Here is an 18311-nt window from a genome sequence, read left to right as displayed (position 1 = left end):
AATTCCTTTTGTACCAATAATGAAAGCGTATACAATATAGATTGATTAATCAAAATTGTCTAATAATTTTAAAAAATGCTGTTGACACTGCGTCCAAAGCGGCGTAATATGAGTTCAACAAAAGATAAATGCAAGCTTCACAAGCGAAAATCATCGCAGTATGATTCTAAAAAAATGAAAAACAAACGACCTTCTTGAACAGCTGGAAAGCCGTTCCGAAGGCTGAATATGAAAAGCGCAGATGAGGATAAGTAGCCTTGATAAAGTTTTCCACAGAGAACCGGGTTAGCTGAGAACCGGCGAAGCTTTACAAGGTGAACTCGCCTCAGAGTGCCAGTCTGAAATGACAGTAGGACTTGGCCGGGTGAACTTGATTCACTCGTTACTAAAGCGGATAGAAATATCCATGAGACGGCCGATTAACAGGCCGTAAACAAGGGTGGTACCGCGGAAAGAAAAGCCTTTTCGCCCCTTTTAGCTATCGCAGTTACTGCGCGGCTGATTGTGGGCGGAAGGGCTTTTTTTATTGAATAATCAGCTATCTAGCTAATGAAAAGATGATCTTTAAAGGATGAAAATCCAAAAGGAGGAACTAAAATGGGGACTAATGTACAGGTGGATTCAGCATCTGCCGAATGTACACAGACGATGAGCGGAGCATTAATGCTGATTGAATCATTAAAAAAAGAGAAAGTAGAAATGATCTTCGGTTATCCGGGCGGGGCTGTGCTTCCGATTTACGATAAGCTATACAATTCAGGGTTGGTACATATCCTTCCCCGTCACGAACAAGGAGCAATTCATGCAGCGGAGGGATACGCAAGGGTCTCCGGAAAACCGGGTGTCGTCATTGCCACGTCAGGGCCGGGAGCGACAAACCTTGTTACAGGCCTTGCTGATGCCATGATTGATTCATTGCCGTTAGTCGTCTTTACAGGGCAGGTAGCAACCTCTGTAATCGGGAGCGATGCATTTCAGGAAGCAGACATTTTAGGGATTACGATGCCAGTAACAAAACACAGCTACCAGGTTCGCCAGCCGGAAGATCTGCCGCGCATCATTAAAGAAGCGTTCCATATTGCAACAACTGGAAGACCCGGACCTGTATTGATTGATATTCCGAAAGATGTAGCAACAATTGAAGGAGAATTCAGCTACGATCATGAGATGAATCTCCCGGGATACCAGCCGACAACAGAGCCGAATTATTTGCAGATCCGCAAGCTTGTGGAAGCCGTGAGCAGTGCGAAAAAACCGGTGATCCTGGCGGGTGCGGGCGTACTGCACGGAAAAGCGTCAGAAGAATTAAAAAATTATGCTGAACAGCAGCAAATCCCTGTGGCACACACCCTTTTGGGGCTCGGAGGCTTCCCGGCTGACCATCCGCTTTTCCTAGGGATGGCGGGAATGCACGGTACTTATACAGCCAATATGGCCCTTCATGAATGTGATCTATTAATCAGTATCGGCGCCCGTTTTGATGACCGTGTCACAGGAAACCTGAAACACTTTGCCAGAAACGCAAAGATAGCCCACATCGATATTGATCCAGCTGAAATCGGAAAAATCATGAAAACACAGATTCCTGTAGTCGGAGACAGCAAAATTGTCCTGCAGGAGCTGATCAAACAAGACGGCAAACAAAGCGATTCAAGCGAATGGAAAAAACAGCTCGCAGAATGGAAAGAAGAGTATCCGCTCTGGTATGTAGATAATGAAGAAGAAGGTTTTAAACCTCAGAAATTGATTGAATATATTCATCAATTTACAAAAGGAGAGGCCATTGTCGCAACGGATGTAGGCCAGCATCAAATGTGGTCAGCGCAATTTTATCCGTTCCAAAAAGCAGATAAATGGGTCACGTCAGGCGGACTTGGAACGATGGGATTCGGTCTTCCGGCGGCGATCGGCGCACAGCTGGCCGAAAAAGATGCTACTGTTGTCGCGGTTGTCGGAGACGGCGGATTCCAAATGACGCTTCAAGAACTCGATGTTATTCGCGAATTAAATCTTCCGGTCAAGGTAGTGATTTTAAATAACGCTTGTCTCGGAATGGTCAGACAGTGGCAGGAAATTTTCTATGAAGAACGTTATTCAGAATCTAAATTCGCTTCTCAGCCTGACTTCGTCAAATTGTCCGAAGCATACGGCATTAAAGGCATCAGAATTTCATCAGAAGCGGAAGCAAAGGAAAAGCTGGAAGAGGCATTAACATCAAGAGAACCTGTTGTCATTGACGTGCGGGTTGCCAGCGAAGAAAAAGTATTCCCGATGGTGGCTCCGGGGAAAGGGCTGCATGAAATGGTGGGGGTGAAACCTTGAAAAGAATTATCACATTGACTGTGGTGAACCGCTCCGGGGTGTTAAACCGGATCACCGGTCTATTCACAAAAAGGCATTACAACATTGAAAGCATTACAGTTGGACACACAGAAACAGCCGGCGTTTCCAGAATCACCTTCGTCGTTCATGTTGAAGGTGAAAATGATGTTGAACAGTTAACGAAACAGCTCAACAAACAGATTGATGTGCTGAAAGTCACAGACATCACAAATCAATCGATTGTCCAGAGGGAGCTGGCCTTAATCAAGGTTGTCTCCGCACCTTCAACAAGAACAGAGATTAATGGAATCATAGAACCGTTTAGAGCCTCTGTCGTTGATGTCAGCAGAGACAGCATCGTTGTTCAGGTGACAGGTGAATCTAACAAAATTGAAGCGCTTATTGAGTTATTAAAACCTTATGGCATTAAAGAAATCGCGAGAACAGGTACAACGGCTTTTGCGAGGGGAACCCAGCAAAAGGCGTCATCCAATAAAACAATATCTATTGTATAAAACATAACAAGGGAGAGATTGAAATGGTAAAAGTATATTATAACGGTGATATCAAAGAGAACGTATTGGCTGGAAAAACAGTAGCGGTTATCGGGTACGGTTCGCAAGGCCACGCACATGCCCTGAACCTTAAAGAAAGCGGAGTAGACGTGATCGTCGGTGTTAGACAAGGAAAATCTTTCACTCAAGCCCAAGAAGACGGACATAAAGTATTTTCAGTAAAAGAAGCGGCAGCCCAAGCCGAAATCATCATGGTTCTGCTTCCGGATGAGCAGCAGCAAAAAGTATACGAAGCTGAAATCAAAGATGAATTGACAGCAGGAAAATCATTAGTATTCGCTCATGGATTTAACGTGCATTTCCATCAAATTGTTCCTCCGGCGGATGTAGATGTATTCTTAGTGGCCCCTAAAGGCCCGGGACACTTGGTAAGAAGAACATATGAGCAAGGAGCTGGCGTACCTGCATTGTTCGCAATCTATCAAGATGTGACTGGAGAAGCAAGAGACAAAGCCCTCGCTTATGCTAAAGGAATCGGCGGCGCAAGAGCGGGCGTATTAGAAACGACATTTAAAGAAGAAACAGAAACAGATTTGTTCGGTGAGCAAGCAGTTCTTTGCGGCGGATTAAGCGCGCTTGTCAAAGCCGGATTTGAAACCTTAACTGAAGCAGGTTATCAGCCTGAACTTGCATACTTCGAGTGTCTTCATGAGCTGAAATTAATCGTAGACCTTATGTACGAAGAAGGACTTGCAGGAATGAGATATTCAATCTCTGACACAGCACAGTGGGGAGATTTCGTATCAGGCCCTCGCGTTGTGGACGCTAAAGTAAAAGAATCTATGAAAGAAGTATTAAAAGATATCCAAAACGGTACATTCGCAAAAGAGTGGATCGTCGAAAACCAAGTAAACCGTCCTCGTTTCAACGCTATCAATGCAAGCGAGAACGAACATCAAATCGAAGTAGTGGGAAGAAAGCTTCGTGAAATGATGCCGTTTGTGAAACAAGGCAAGAAGAAGGAAGCGGTGGTCTCCGTTGCGCAAAATTAATTTTTTCGATACGACGCTTCGTGATGGTGAACAGTCCCCTGGAGTGAACTTGAATACACAGGAGAAACTTGCCATAGCTAAGCAGCTCGAAAGACTCGGGGCAGACATCATTGAAGCGGGATTTCCCGCTTCGTCCCGAGGTGACTTTTTAGCTGTTCAGGAAATCGCAAGAACCATTAAAAATTGTTCAGTAACTGGTCTGGCCCGTTGTGTAAAAGGTGATATTGATGCTGCTTGGGAAGCGTTAAAGGATGGCGCTCAACCAAGAATTCATGTATTTATCGCGACATCGGACATTCATTTGAAGCACAAGCTGAAAATGACACGTGAACAAGTCATTGAAAGAGCAGTTGGAATGGTGAAATACGCAAAAGAACGTTTTCCGATTGTGCAATGGTCAGCTGAAGATGCCTGCCGCACTGAACTGCCGTTTCTAGCAGAAATCGTCGAGAAAGTGATTGACGCAGGCGCCAGTGTTATCAATCTTCCGGACACTGTCGGCTACCTGGCCCCGGCGGAATACGGAAATATCTTTAAATATATGAAAGAAAACGTTCCGAACATTCACAAAGCAAAGCTTTCAGCCCACTGTCATGATGATTTGGGAATGGCAGTCGCAAACTCTCTTGCTGCGATTGAAAATGGCGCTGATCAAATCGAATGCGCTGTGAACGGGATCGGTGAAAGAGCCGGAAACGCGGCATTAGAGGAAATTGCCGTAGCCCTCCATACCAGAAAAGATTTCTACCAAGTCGAAACAGGTATTACGCTGAACGAGATTAAGAGAACAAGTGATTTAGTAAGCAAACTGACAGGCATGGCTGTCCCGCGCAACAAAGCGGTTGTTGGAGATAATGCATTTGCTCATGAATCAGGCATCCATCAGGACGGCTTTTTAAAGGAAAAATCGACTTATGAAATTATTTCACCGGAGCTTGTCGGCGTAACCGCAGATGCGCTTGTCCTAGGTAAACATTCCGGACGCCACGCATTTAAAGACCGGCTGACTGCTTTAGGATTCCAATTTGACAGTGAAGAGATTAATAAATTCTTTACGATGTTCAAAGAGTTGACTGAGAAGAAAAAAGAAATCACTGATGAGGATCTTGTTTCTCTTATTTTAGAAGAAAAAGTAACAGATCGCAAGATTGGGTATGAATTTCTTTCTCTGCAAGTACATTACGGAACAAGTCAGGTCCCTACGGCTACTCTATCTTTGAAAAATCAAGAAAACGCACAGCTTATTCAGGAAGCTGCAACTGGAGCTGGAAGCGTGGAAGCAATCTACAATACGCTTGAGCGCTGCATCGATAAGGATGTGGAGCTCTTAGACTACCGCATTCAGTCTAATAGAAAAGGCGAAGATGCATTTGCCCAGGTGTATGTAAGAGTTTTGGTGAACGGAAAAGAATCAGCAGGGCGGGGCATAGCGCAAGACGTATTAGAAGCATCAGCGAAAGCCTATTTGAACGCAGTAAACCGTCAATTGGTTTTCCAGTCGAATATGAGCGGATTGAAAAACCACACAGCTGTCGGATCATAAAAGAAAGGAGAACGGTTAACTTGAAGAAACGTATTGCTCTATTGCCCGGAGACGGGATCGGCCCTGAAGTATTAGAATCAGCGACAGACGTACTGAAAAGTGTTGCCGAACGCTTTAACCATGAATTTGAATTTGAATATGGCCTGATTGGAGGGGCGGCTATTGATGAACATCATAACCCCCTCCCGGAGGAAACCGTTGCTGCTTGTAAAAATGCAGACGCGATATTGCTTGGTGCTGTCGGCGGACCGAAATGGGATCAAAATCCTTCGGAACTGAGACCGGAAAAAGGGCTGCTCAGCATCAGAAAACAGCTTGATTTGTTTGCGAATTTGCGGCCTGTGAAGGTATTTGAAAGCCTTTCTGACGCTTCGCCTTTGAAAAAAGAATATATAGATAATGTTGATTTCGTTATCGTTCGTGAGCTCACAGGCGGCTTGTATTTCGGCCAGCCGAGCAAACGTTATGTAAACACTGAAGGTGAGCAGGAAGCAGTAGATACACTGTTTTATAAGCGAACGGAAATTGAACGAGTGATCAGAGAGGGCTTCAAAATGGCGGCAGCCAGAAAAGGCAAAGTGACCTCTGTAGATAAAGCGAATGTTCTTGAATCAAGCCGGCTGTGGCGTGAAGTGGCTGAGGACGTTGCACAAGAATTTCCTGATGTGAAGCTTGAGCACATGCTTGTGGATAACGCGGCCATGCAGCTAATTTATGCACCGAATCAATTTGATGTCGTGGTGACTGAAAATATGTTCGGTGATATTTTAAGCGATGAAGCGTCCATGCTTACAGGCTCGCTCGGAATGCTCCCGTCAGCCAGCCTATCAAGCTCTGGCCTTCATCTGTTTGAACCTGTTCATGGCTCCGCGCCTGATATTGCCGGTAAAGGGATGGCAAATCCGTTCGCAGCCATATTGTCAGCGGCAATGCTTTTGAGAACATCTTTCGGGCTTGAAGAGGAAGCGAAAGCTGTAGAAGATGCGGTAAACAAAGTCTTGGCTTCTGGAAAAAGAACAAGAGACTTGGCACGGAGTGAAGAGTTCAGCAGCACTCAGGCCATTACAGAGGAAGTTAAGGCAGCAATCATGAGTGAAAATACAATTTCTAATGTGTGACAGCTTACGTTAAGCGGTCTTAGCTCTAGGTAGAGGGAGGAAATAAAAGATGATGCCTCGAACAATCATCGAAAAGATTTGGGATCAGCATATTGTAAAACATGGTGAGGGAAAGCCGGATCTTCTCTATATTGATTTGCACCTCATTCATGAGGTGACGTCTCCTCAGGCATTTGAAGGCTTGAGACAAAAGGGAAGAAAGGTCAGAAGACCCCAAAACACATTTGCGACAATGGACCACAACATCCCGACTGTCAATCGTTTTGAGATAAAGGATGAAGTTGCGAAACGCCAGGTAACGGCGCTTGAAAGAAACTGTGAGGAATTTGGCGTGCGCCTTGCCGATCTTCACAGTGTGGATCAAGGGATTGTCCATGTCGTCGGACCTGAACTAGGCTTAACGCTTCCAGGGAAAACGATTGTGTGCGGTGACAGTCATACATCAACACATGGCGCTTTCGGCGCTCTTGCATTTGGAATCGGGACGAGTGAAGTTGAACATGTCCTTTCCACACAGACACTTTGGCAGCAGCGTCCAAAAACACTTGAAGTGCGCGTAGATGGAACGCTTCAAAAAGGGGTAACGGCAAAGGATGTCATCCTTGCTGTCATCGGCAAATACGGTGTGAAATTCGGCACAGGCTACGTCATTGAATACACTGGGGAAGTATTCAGAAATATGACGATGGATGAACGAATGACTGTTTGTAACATGTCAATTGAAGCAGGAGCAAGAGCAGGTTTGATTGCACCTGACGAGGTGACGTTTGAATATTGCAAAAATCGCAAGTACACGCCAAAAGGCGAAGAATTTGACAAGGCCGTAGAGGAATGGAAGGCGCTGCGCACAGACCCGGGCGCTGTTTACGATAAATCTATCGTCCTTGACGGCAACAAAATTTCCCCTATGGTGACATGGGGCATTAACCCGGGAATGGTTCTTCCTGTCGATTCTGAAGTTCCTGCGCCGGAAAGCTTTTCTGCAGAAGACGATAAAAAAGAAGCGATTCGTGCTTATGAATATATGGGATTGACTCCTCACCAAAAAATTGAAGACATTAAAGTGGAGCACGTATTTATCGGTTCCTGCACAAATTCCCGCATGACTGACCTTCGACAGGCTGCTGACATGATCAAAGGGAAGAAGGTAGCTGACAGCGTAAGGGCCATCGTCGTGCCCGGATCCCAAAGCGTGAAGCTTCAGGCTGAAAAAGAAGGGCTTGACCAGATTTTCTTGGAAGCTGGATTTGAATGGAGAGAGTCAGGCTGCAGCATGTGTTTGAGTATGAATAATGATGTTGTTCCTGAGGGAGAGCGCTGTGCATCAACCTCTAACCGCAACTTCGAGGGCAGACAAGGAAAAGGTGCAAGAACACATCTCGTCAGCCCGGCAATGGCTGCGATGGCTGCCATTCACGGACACTTCGTTGATGTCAGAAAGTTTTATCAGGAAAAAACAGTTGTGTAAGGAGTGCGCGAGATGGAACCTTTGAAATCACATACGGGGAAAGCAGCCGTATTAAATCGGATCAATGTGGATACAGACCAGATTATTCCTAAGCAATTTTTGAAGAGGATTGAAAGAACAGGCTACGGACGTTTTGCATTCTTTGACTGGAGATATGATGCGAATGGTGAACCGAACCCTGAATTTGAATTAAACCAGCCTGTTTATCAAGGAGCTTCCATTTTAATAGCAGGAGAAAACTTCGGCTGCGGGTCATCGCGTGAACACGCTCCGTGGGCACTTGATGATTATGGGTTTAAAATTATCATTGCGCCGTCATTCGCTGATATTTTCCATCAGAACTGCTTTAAAAACGGCATGCTTCCGATCCGCATGCCATATGACAATTGGAAACAGCTTGTCGGCCAGTATGAAAACCAGTCATTGCAAATGACTGTTGACCTTGAAAATCAGCTGATTCATGACAGTGAAGGCAATCAAATTTCATTTGAAGTTGATCCGCATTGGAAAGAGATGCTGATCAACGGATATGATGAAATTTCATTAACGCTGCTGCTGGAAGATGAAATCAAGCAATTTGAATCACAAAGAAGCTCTTGGCTTCAAGCCTGAAAAAGCGGCCGGTATTTGTCCGGCGGCTTTTTTTGCCTGGTGAAACCTTTCATTTCTTGTTTTTGTTCACAGGTGTTGATACACTTGAACAAAATAAATGCCTGAAAGGAATATAGGTATGACGCATGACAAGAAAAACGCAAAAATTATTCCTTTTCCTCATCTGAAAGACCGCCTTGTGGAAAAAGGGATGTCATCACTCAAGGAAAAAAAGTATCAAGAAGCGCTTGAACTGTTTTCAGAAGCGATGAAATATGATGATACTGAATCCGATCTTCACTTAGGGATGGCCATCTGCTTTTTAGAGCTGGGCGAGCTGGAAGAGGCAGAAAGCGTGTGCGAGAAGATGCTCAAAGAAGGTTATGGCCATTATTTTACGGTTTTGCAGGTGTACATGACCATCTTAATTCAGCTCAAAAAGTACGAAGAAGTCAAAAGCACCATTGAAGCCGTTTTGGAAGAAAATCAGCTGCCGGCAGAAAGTGCCGAGCAATTTTATAAGCTGCTGGATTTCAGCCGGAAAATGACCGATCCGGATCGTGAGGACGAGGCTTGGGCCGAAGAATATGAGGATACAATTGACACCGAGAAAGTGCTGGCAAGCCCTGAGGAGCAAATGAATCTCATTCATTCCTTAAAAGACCGTAACGTAGCAAAGTATACAGGATTGCTCAAAACAATCCTCCAAGACCCCTCAGCCCATCCGATTATCAAAACGATGATTGTCATGCTGTTGGCTGAGCATGAGTACAGTAAACCTGTACACATTAGTAAATTTGGCGAGTCGTTGACAATTGAACCGTCAGAGATTGTTCCGCCTGATGCCGCGCCGATTCTTCACCGTGTTCTCAGGGTGCTAGATGAGACACTTGGAAATGAAAATCCAACCTTATATGCAGCAGTAGAAGAATTGTGGAGAAGACATTTGTACGTTTTATATCCGTTCCAGCCGAAATTGCTGTCGGCTGACCTTTGGGCGGCTGCCCTTCATAAAGTCGGTTACGAGATGCACGGGATTGAAATTGAAAGCGAAGAACTTCATATGATGTATGAATTTACAGACAGAGAACTCGATGAAGCTTGCACAATGTTAAAAGATATTGAAGAAATTTCTTATTTGTAAATCGCGCCATATAGTTGAAAGCGCTATGTGTTATGTTATAATATAGTGGTTGTATTTGTGTATAACGGGTTATAAGAAATACGGTTGGACAGGCTTTGCAGTTCATTATTAACATCTATACATAATGATTCTGATCTTTGGCAGCTTTGTTTTTGTTGGACGAAGCCGAATGATTGCTTTAGAATGGAAGACCGACACAACCTGAATAGATTTTTGGAGGGAAACACATGTCTGTAAAATGGGAAAAACAAGAAGGCAACGAAGGCGTTTTAACGGTTGAAGTTGATGCTGAAACGTTTAAAACAGCACTTGATGATGCATTTAAAAAAGTAGTAAAACAAGTTTCAATTCCTGGATTCCGTAAAGGTAAAATTCCTCGCGGATTATTCGAACAGCGCTTTGGCGTAGAAGCTCTTTACCAAGATGCTTTGGATATTCTTCTTCCTGTAGAATACCCTAAAGCGGTTGAAGAAGCTGGAATCGAGCCTGTAGACCGTCCTGAAATCGATGTTGAAAAAATCGAAAAAGGCGAAAGCTTAATCTTCACTGCGAAAGTAACAGTAAAACCTGAAGTGAAGCTTGGCGAATACAAAGGCCTGGGCATTGAAAAAGACGACACAACTGTAACTGACGAAGATGTTCAAAACGAACTAAAAGCCCTTCAAGAGCGTCAAGCTGAGCTTGTTGTAAAAGAAGAAGGCGCCGTTGAAGAAGGAAACACAGTTGTTCTTGATTTCGAAGGATTCGTTGACGGCGAAGCTTTCGAAGGCGGAAAAGCTGAAAACTACTCTCTAGAAGTAGGTTCTGGTTCATTCATCCCTGGCTTCGAAGATCAATTAGTTGGCCTTGAAGCAGGTGCTGAGAAGGATGTTGAAGTGACATTCCCTGAGGAGTACCACGCTGAAGATCTTGCAGGCAAACCAGCTGTGTTTAAAGTGAAAATTCACGAAATCAAAGCGAAAGAGCTTCCTGAGCTTGACGATGAATTCGCAAAAGATATCGATGAAGAAGTGGAAACACTTGCTGAATTAACTGAAAAAACAAAGAAACGTTTAGAAGAAGCAAAAGAAAACGAAGCTGACGCTAAATTGCGTGAAGAGCTTGTTCTGAAAGCTTCTGAAAATGCTGAAATCGATGTGCCTCAAGCAATGGTCGACACTGAGCTTGACCGCATGCTGAAAGAATTCGAACAGCGTCTGCAAATGCAAGGCATGAACCTTGAGCTTTACACTCAATTCTCAGGCCAAGATGAAGCTGCGCTTAAAGAGCAAATGAAAGAAGATGCTGAAAAACGCGTAAAATCTAACCTGACTCTTGAGGCGATTGCGAAAGCGGAAAACCTTGAAGTATCAGATGAGGAAGTTGATGCTGAGCTTACAAAAATGGCTGAAGCATACAACATGCCTGTTGAAAATATTAAACAAGCCATCGGTTCTACTGACGCGATGAAAGAAGATTTAAAAGTTCGCAAAGCAATTGATTTTCTTGTAGAAAACCGTTAATATGGTGCATAATAATAGTACTAATAAAACAGGGCGCGAATCATTCGTGCCTTGTTTTGTACAATTATGAGTTATCTCTTTTTCTTGGGGCAATATAGTTAATGCAGGGCTGTTTTTTGTCATACATATAGAATGTGCAAGTCAGAAACACATTGTTACCGTCTTTTTGGAAAGTATGGTAAAATGCAATACATACTCGTTCGTTTCAAGAATCATTTTCTTTTGCTCTGCCGGTAAAAGAAAAAGTGAGACAAGATTAAGGGGTGAAAGAATGTTTAAATTTAACGAGGAAAAAGGACAATTAAAATGCTCGTTCTGTGGAAAAACACAAGATCAGGTTCGTAAGCTTGTAGCTGGACCTGGTGTATATATATGTGACGAATGTATCGAACTCTGCACTGAAATTGTAGAGGAAGAACTCGGAACAGAAGAAGAAGTAGAATTTAAAGACGTACCAAAGCCTCAGGAAATTCGCGAAATTTTGAATGAATATGTCATCGGCCAAGATCAAGCGAAGAAATCACTTGCTGTTGCTGTGTATAACCACTATAAGCGCATTAACTCCAACAGCAAAGTTGATGATGTTGAGCTTTCAAAAAGTAATATTTCATTAATCGGCCCTACGGGAAGCGGTAAAACCCTTCTGGCGCAAACATTGGCTCGCATTTTAAATGTGCCGTTTGCGATTGCGGACGCTACATCTTTGACTGAAGCTGGATATGTGGGTGAAGATGTAGAGAATATTCTCTTGAAGCTCATCCAAGCTGCTGATTATGATGTGGAAAAAGCCGAAAAAGGCATTATCTATATTGATGAAATCGATAAAGTGGCTAGAAAATCTGAAAACCCGTCTATCACACGTGATGTGTCAGGTGAGGGTGTACAGCAGGCATTGCTTAAAATTCTTGAGGGTACAGTGGCAAGCGTACCGCCTCAAGGTGGACGTAAGCATCCTCATCAAGAATTCATTCAAATTGACACAACAAATATTTTGTTCATTTGCGGCGGAGCTTTCGATGGTATCGAACAAATCATCAAACGCCGTTTAGGCCAAAAAGTGATTGGATTCGGTGCCGACAATAAAGCTGCTGATCTTGAGAAAGAAGATCTTCTTTCAAAAGTGCTTCCAGAAGATTTGCTCCGTTTCGGGTTAATTCCTGAATTTATCGGACGTCTTCCGGTTATTGCAAGCCTTGAAAAGCTTGACGAAGAAGCATTGGTTGCGATCTTAACAAAACCGAAAAACGCTCTTGTTAAGCAATTCAAGAAAATGCTTGAGCTTGACAACGTTGAGCTTGAGTTTGAAGAAGAAGCGCTTTCTGAAATTGCTAAAAAAGCAATTGAACGCAAGACTGGAGCACGCGGACTCCGTTCTATCATTGAAGGCATCATGCTTGATGTGATGTTTGAGCTGCCTTCTCGTGATGACATTGAAAAATGTGTAATCACCGGGGCAACTGTGACACACGGAGAGCCTCCTCGCCTCTTATTAAAAGACGGCACTGAGGTAAGCCAAGATAAAACATCTGCATAAAGATAAGCACAAACCTCCTGAGTGGTAACACTCAGGAGGTTTTTTTGCATGCAACTCTTCCGGAAAAACGTTTATTCCCGTCTTCTATGGGAGATACTAGCAATCAGAGGAATGAATTGGATACATAAATTGTTTTTCAGGAGGGACCACCATGAGTTGGACAGGGATCGCGTTATTTATTCAGCTGTTTTTTGGGATCATCATCGGTTTGTATTTTTGGAATTTGCTTAAAAATCAAAGGACACAAAAGGTCACGATAGATAAAGAATCAAAGAAGGAAATGGAGCAGCTTCGGAAAATGCGCGCTATCAGCTTGTCCGAGCCATTATCTGAGAAGGTCCGCCCCAAAAGCTTTAAAGATATCGTCGGACAGGAAGACGGCATTAAAGCATTAAAGGCGGCTTTATGCGGGCCAAATCCTCAGCATGTGATTGTCTATGGGCCACCGGGAGTTGGGAAAACGGCTGCTGCGCGGCTTGTGTTGGAAGAAGCAAAAAAACATAAACAATCACCGTTTAAAGAGCAGGCTGTCTTTGTGGAACTCGATGCGACAACAGCCCGTTTTGATGAAAGAGGAATTGCCGATCCGCTCATCGGCTCTGTCCATGACCCGATATACCAAGGGGCCGGAGCGATGGGACAGGCTGGGATTCCGCAGCCGAAGCAGGGAGCTGTCACCCATGCCCATGGCGGTGTGCTGTTTATTGATGAAATAGGGGAGCTGCATCCTATTCAAATGAATAAAATGCTGAAGGTGCTTGAGGACAGAAAAGTCTTTTTAGACAGTGCGTATTACAGTGAGGAAAATACACAAATTCCGAATCATATTCATGATATTTTTCAAAATGGGCTGCCGGCTGATTTTCGCTTGATTGGCGCGACCACGAGAATGCCAAACGAAATTCCGCCAGCTATCCGGTCCCGCTGTTTGGAGGTTTTTTTCCGCGAGCTTGAAAAGGACGAGCTGAAAACGGTTGCCAAAACAGCAGCGGATAAAATTGAAAAAAATATCTCCGAAGAAGGACTGGATCTTTTGACCAGCTACACGCGGAACGGGCGGGAAGCCGTCAATATGATTCAAATCGCAGCGGGGATGGCTGTAACGGAGAATCGAAAGGACATTACGATTGAGGATATTGAATGGGTCATTCACTCCAGTCAGCTTACTCCAAAGCACGAGCAAAAAATCGGTGTTGAACCACAGGTTGGCATTGTAAATGGGCTTGCAGTCTATGGGCCTAACAGCGGATCGCTTCTGGAAATCGAAGTAAGTGTAACCGCGGCTCAAGATAAAGGATCAATTAACATCACAGGAATAGCTGAAGAAGAAAGCATCGGCAGCCAATCAAAATCGATCAGGCGAAAAAGCATGGCGAAGGGTTCGGTTGAAAATGTATTAACCGTGCTCCGGACAATGGGAATGAAGCCTTCTGATTATGATATTCACATCAATTTCCCAGGAGGGATTCCGATTGATGGGCCGTCAGCAGGCATTGCGATGGCGGCGGGGATTTTCTCGGCGATACACAAAATTCCTATTGACAATACCGTTGCGATGACGGGCGAAATCAGCCTGAACGGTCTTGTGAAACCCATCGGAGGCGTCATTCCGAAAATAAAAGCGGCCAAGCAGTCCGGTGCGAAAAAGGTGATTATCCCATATGAAAATCAGCAGGCCATCTTAAAGCAGATTGACGGGATCGAGATTATTGCAGTGAAGACGTTCCAAGAAGTGCTTGATGAAATTTTGGTGAATCCGCCAACGGAACAAAAACCGTTTCATATCGAAATCAATAAAGAATCCGTTTAAACCCTATTTTGATAATAGGGTTTTTTTCATGAAGGACATCTTTTCCTTTTTCATATCAGAAAGAAAGGGTATACTACGAGGAGACTGTTTTATAGAAAATGGAACCATGCCGTTTATTGTACAAGGATGAAAAAGTTGTATTATAATGGTTCATACTAAAGTCACGGAGGTGTCAGTCACATGGCAGAAGAATTAAAACGCAGCATCCCGCTCCTCCCTTTAAGAGGTTTATTAGTGTACCCGACGATGGTTTTGCATTTAGATGTAGGACGTGACAAGTCGGTTCAGGCTCTTGAACAGGCAATGATGCATGATCATATGATATTTTTAGCCACTCAGCAGGATATTTCGATAGACGAACCTGGTGAAGACGAGATTTTCACTGTCGGCACCTATACAAAAATTAAGCAAATGCTGAAGCTTCCGAACGGTACGATTCGTGTGTTGGTGGAGGGCCTCAAGCGCGCCCATATCGTCAAATACAATGAACACGAGGATTACACGTCGGTTGACATTCAACTTATTCATGAAGATGATTCAAAAGATACAGAAGACGAAGCATTGATGCGGACTTTGCTAGACCACTTTGATCAGTACATAAAAATTTCTAAAAAAATCTCGGCCGAAACGTACGCTGCGGTTACTGATATCGAAGAGCCGGGGAGAATGGCAGACATCGTTGCTTCTCATCTGCCCCTTAAACTAAAGGATAAGCAGGATATTTTAGAAACGGCTGATGTCAAAGACAGGCTGAACAAGGTCATTGATTTTATTAATAATGAAAAAGAAGTGCTGGAGATTGAGAAAAAAATCGGCCAGCGCGTCAAACGTTCGATGGAGCGTACGCAGAAGGAATACTACTTGCGTGAACAAATGAAGGCGATCCAAAAAGAGCTTGGCGATAAAGAAGGCAAAACTGGCGAAGTTCAGACGCTGACGGAAAAAATCGAAGAAGCAGGCATGCCTGATCATGTGAAAGAAACAGCGCTTAAAGAATTGAACAGATATGAAAAAATTCCGTCAAGTTCTGCGGAAAGCTCTGTGATCCGCAACTATATCGACTGGCTGGTTGCTCTTCCGTGGACGGATGAAACAGATGATAAGCTTGATTTGAAAGAAGCAGGACGTCTCTTGGACGAAGAGCACCACGGGCTTGAAAAAGTAAAAGAACGTATTTTAGAATATTTGGCTGTCCAGAAGCTGACAAAATCCCTGAAAGGCCCGATTCTCTGTTTGGCAGGACCTCCAGGTGTCGGAAAAACGTCTTTAGCCAAATCAATTGCAAAAAGCTTGGGACGCAAATTCGTCAGAATCTCACTCGGAGGAGTTCGGGATGAATCAGAGATACGCGGACACAGACGGACCTATGTCGGAGCAATGCCTGGACGTATTATTCAAGGGATGAAAAAAGCGGGCAAGCTGAATCCGGTCTTCTTATTAGACGAAATTGACAAAATGTCATCTGATTTTAGAGGAGACCCATCATCCGCTATGCTTGAAGTGCTTGATCCAGAGCAAAACAGCAGCTTCAGTGATCACTATATTGAAGAAACCTTTGATTTATCCAAAGTGCTGTTTATCGCAACGGCGAACAATTTGGCCACAATCCCGGGCCCGCTCAGAGACAGAATGGAAATTATTAATATCGCAGGCTACACAGAAATAGAAAAACTTGAAATTGTAAAGGATCACTTGCTTCCAAAGCAAATCAAAGAACACGGGCTGAAGAAAAGCAATCTTCAGCTGCGTGATCAGGCGATTCTTGATATTATTCGTTACTATACGAGAGAAGCGGGTGTAAGAAGCCTTGAACGCCAGCTTGCCGCAATTTGCCGTAAAGCTGCAAAAGCCATTGTTGCTGAAGAGCGAAAACGAATTACGGTTACTGAGAAGAACCTTCAAGATTTTATCGGAAAACGCATTTTCAGATATGGACAAGCTGAAACAGAGGATCAAGTTGGTGTAGTGACAGGGCTTGCGTATACAACCGTTGGCGGAGATACGCTTTCGATTGAAGTATCGCTTTCACCGGGAAAAGGGAAATTAATCCTGACAGGAAAGCTCGGAGATGTTATGAGAGAGTCTGCTCAGGCTGCATTCAGCTATGTGCGATCCAAAACAGAAGAACTTGGCATTGAACCTGACTTTCATGAGAAGTATGATATTCATATACATGTACCAGAGGGTGCGGTGCCAAAAGATGGTCCGTCAGCCGGTATTACGATGGCAACAGCGCTTGTTTCTGCTTTAACGGGACGGGCGGTTTCGCGTGAAGTCGGCATGACTGGGGAAATCACGCTTCGCGGGCGCGTGCTGCCGATCGGCGGCTTAAAGGAAAAAGCGCTTGGCGCACATAGAGCGGGATTAACGACCATTATTGCGCCTAAAGATAATGAAAAAGATATAGAGGATATTCCGGAAAGCGTCAGGGAGGGGCTGACATTTATATTGGCGTCCCACTTAGACGAGGTTTTGGAACATGCCTTAGTAGGAGAGAAGAAATGAAAGTCACAAAGTCAGAAATCGTGATCAGTGCAGTAAAACCGGAACAGTACCCTGAAGGGGGGCTTCCGGAAATCGCATTGGCCGGAAGATCGAACGTAGGAAAATCGTCTTTTATCAATTCATTAATCAATCGCAAAAATCTTGCGAGAACGTCATCAAAGCCGGGAAAAACACAAACGCTTAATTTCTACATTATCAATGATGAGCTGCATTTTGTGGATGTGCCGGGCTACGGTTTTGCCAAAGTGTCAAAGTCTGAGCGTGAAGCATGGGGCAGAATGATTGAAACCTATATCACGACACGCGAGGAATTAAAAGCTGTGGTGCAGATCGTTGATTTGCGGCATGCGCCATCTAATGATGATGTACAGATGTATGAATTTTTAAAGTATTACGGCATTCCTGTTATTGTTATCGCTACAAAGGCGGATAAGATCCCGAAAGGTAAATGGGACAAACACGCGAAGGTTGTCCGACAAACATTAAATATTGATCCGGAAGACGAGCTGATCCTCTTTTCTTCAGAAACGAAAAAGGGAAAAGACGAAGCTTGGGGAGCGATCAAAAAAATGATAAACCGGTAGAGGATCCTCTACCGGTTTTATTTATCGTATAGATTTTTTTCGTTTTATCAATAATAACAATAAACTGATTCCAATAAAGACAAACGGCCAATACTCCTTCAGAAGCGCTGTTGGAATATGCGCAGACTCAAGCCATGCCATAATTTGTTTGAAAAAGTACAAAAACAGGGAAAAACAAATCATCGACACAGCTTCATATACATATTCTTTTTTTTGAACGGTTGAAACGAGAAGTGAGAAGCCGATCATAAAGAGGAGCATTTCAAAATCATCCGGCCACCATACCCACTTCGGCTTGGCAAAAAAGTGTAAACCGATCCCGAAGAGAAGCAAACCGATAAAAAAATGGGGTGTAACGGCTTCTTTTTTTCCTTGATATACAAAGGCTGCGCCTAACAGCATGAGGAGAACAGGCCATTGATCCTGCCCTGAAAACAGTTCGGCTTGGCCGCTTTCTAGCCATGCATATACAGAAGCGGCAAGCAGCAGACAAGGGAATAAAATTGATTTTTGTTTCATGATATCACCTTCTTGTTTTTTAGAGCTGATGTGTAGTAAATTTCTGCTGTTTTTGGTATTGTCAATAGGAATGCTTCTTTTCCCTGAAGCTTTTTCTAATATAG

At 43.9% G+C, this 18311-nt stretch carries 14 protein-coding genes and 1 other annotated feature; of the genes, 13 read left to right on the top strand and 1 reads right to left on the bottom strand.

Going from position 1 to position 18311, the window contains the following annotated elements; all coding sequences use genetic code 11:
* The first annotated feature begins 229 nt into the window (after positions 1-229).
* Positions 230-476, top strand: a binding site (T-box leader).
* 121 nt (positions 477-597) lie between these two features.
* The 13 genes from ilvB to yihA all read left to right on the top strand — a co-directional run bounded on the left by ilvB (position 598) and on the right by yihA (position 17688).
* Positions 598-2322, top strand: coding sequence for an acetolactate synthase large subunit (ilvB, locus tag bslm_RS13710; RefSeq protein WP_004398643.1), 1725 nt, complete (start codon positions 598-600; stop codon positions 2320-2322).
* Positions 2319-2837: an acetolactate synthase small subunit gene (ilvN, locus tag bslm_RS13705; protein WP_004399096.1), complete on the top strand. Its 519-nt coding sequence runs from the start codon at positions 2319-2321 to the stop codon at positions 2835-2837. Before ilvB ends, ilvN begins: the two co-directional genes overlap by 4 nt.
* Positions 2838-2860: 23 nt before the next feature.
* Entirely contained in the window at positions 2861-3889 is a 1029-nt protein-coding gene (gene ilvC, locus bslm_RS13700; protein WP_003222549.1) for a ketol-acid reductoisomerase, read from the top strand.
* Positions 3876-5432, top strand: coding sequence for a 2-isopropylmalate synthase (locus bslm_RS13695; RefSeq protein WP_009967929.1), 1557 nt, complete (start codon positions 3876-3878; stop codon positions 5430-5432). Before ilvC ends, bslm_RS13695 begins: the two co-directional genes overlap by 14 nt.
* A 20-nt stretch (positions 5433-5452) precedes the next feature.
* On the top strand, positions 5453-6550 hold the full coding sequence (gene leuB, locus bslm_RS13690; protein WP_004399139.1) for a 3-isopropylmalate dehydrogenase: 1098 nt from the start codon (positions 5453-5455) through the stop codon (positions 6548-6550).
* A 49-nt stretch (positions 6551-6599) separates the two neighbouring features.
* A complete protein-coding gene (gene leuC, locus bslm_RS13685; protein ID WP_003229604.1) occupies positions 6600-8018 on the top strand; it encodes a 3-isopropylmalate dehydratase large subunit in 1419 nt (472 codons plus the stop codon).
* Positions 8019-8030: 12 nt separating this feature from the next.
* Positions 8031-8630 (top strand): 3-isopropylmalate dehydratase small subunit, encoded by a 600-nt coding sequence (gene leuD, locus bslm_RS13680; RefSeq protein WP_003229606.1) that lies wholly within the window; start codon positions 8031-8033, stop codon positions 8628-8630.
* 118 nt (positions 8631-8748) lie between these two features.
* Positions 8749-9753: a DNA damage checkpoint antagonist DdcA gene (gene ddcA, locus bslm_RS13675; protein ID WP_003229609.1), complete on the top strand. Its 1005-nt coding sequence runs from the start codon at positions 8749-8751 to the stop codon at positions 9751-9753.
* A 227-nt stretch (positions 9754-9980) separates the two neighbouring features.
* Positions 9981-11255, top strand: a complete 1275-nt coding sequence (gene tig, locus bslm_RS13670) for a trigger factor (protein ID WP_003229611.1) — start codon at positions 9981-9983, stop codon at positions 11253-11255.
* A gap of 271 nt (positions 11256-11526) precedes the next feature.
* The gene (gene clpX, locus bslm_RS13665; protein ID WP_003229613.1) at positions 11527-12789 is read left to right on the top strand and encodes an ATP-dependent protease ATP-binding subunit ClpX; all 1263 of its coding nucleotides are present in this window, start codon (positions 11527-11529) and stop codon (positions 12787-12789) included.
* A 151-nt stretch (positions 12790-12940) separates the two neighbouring features.
* Complete coding sequence (gene lonB, locus bslm_RS13660) at positions 12941-14599, top strand: ATP-dependent protease LonB (RefSeq protein WP_004398923.1); 1659 nt, start codon at positions 12941-12943, stop codon at positions 14597-14599.
* Positions 14600-14779: 180 nt separating this feature from the next.
* On the top strand, positions 14780-17104 hold the full coding sequence (lon, locus tag bslm_RS13655; protein WP_003229618.1) for an endopeptidase La: 2325 nt from the start codon (positions 14780-14782) through the stop codon (positions 17102-17104).
* Positions 17101-17688: a ribosome biogenesis GTP-binding protein YihA/YsxC gene (gene yihA, locus bslm_RS13650; protein WP_003229621.1), complete on the top strand. Its 588-nt coding sequence runs from the start codon at positions 17101-17103 to the stop codon at positions 17686-17688. Before lon ends, yihA begins: the two co-directional genes overlap by 4 nt.
* A gap of 21 nt (positions 17689-17709) precedes the next feature.
* On the opposite strand, the gene bslm_RS13645 is transcribed toward yihA, so the two are convergent.
* Positions 17710-18207, bottom strand: coding sequence for a hypothetical protein (locus tag bslm_RS13645; protein ID WP_003229624.1), 498 nt, complete (start codon positions 18205-18207; stop codon positions 17710-17712).
* Positions 18208-18311 lie beyond the last annotated feature (104 nt).

Origin of the sequence: Bacillus sp. LM 4-2, from assembly GCF_000978495.1 — a bacterium.
In the GTDB taxonomy this organism is placed as follows: Bacteria; Bacillota; Bacilli; order Bacillales; family Bacillaceae; genus Bacillus; species Bacillus subtilis.
This window is presented reverse-complemented; position numbering and strand designations above follow the sequence as displayed.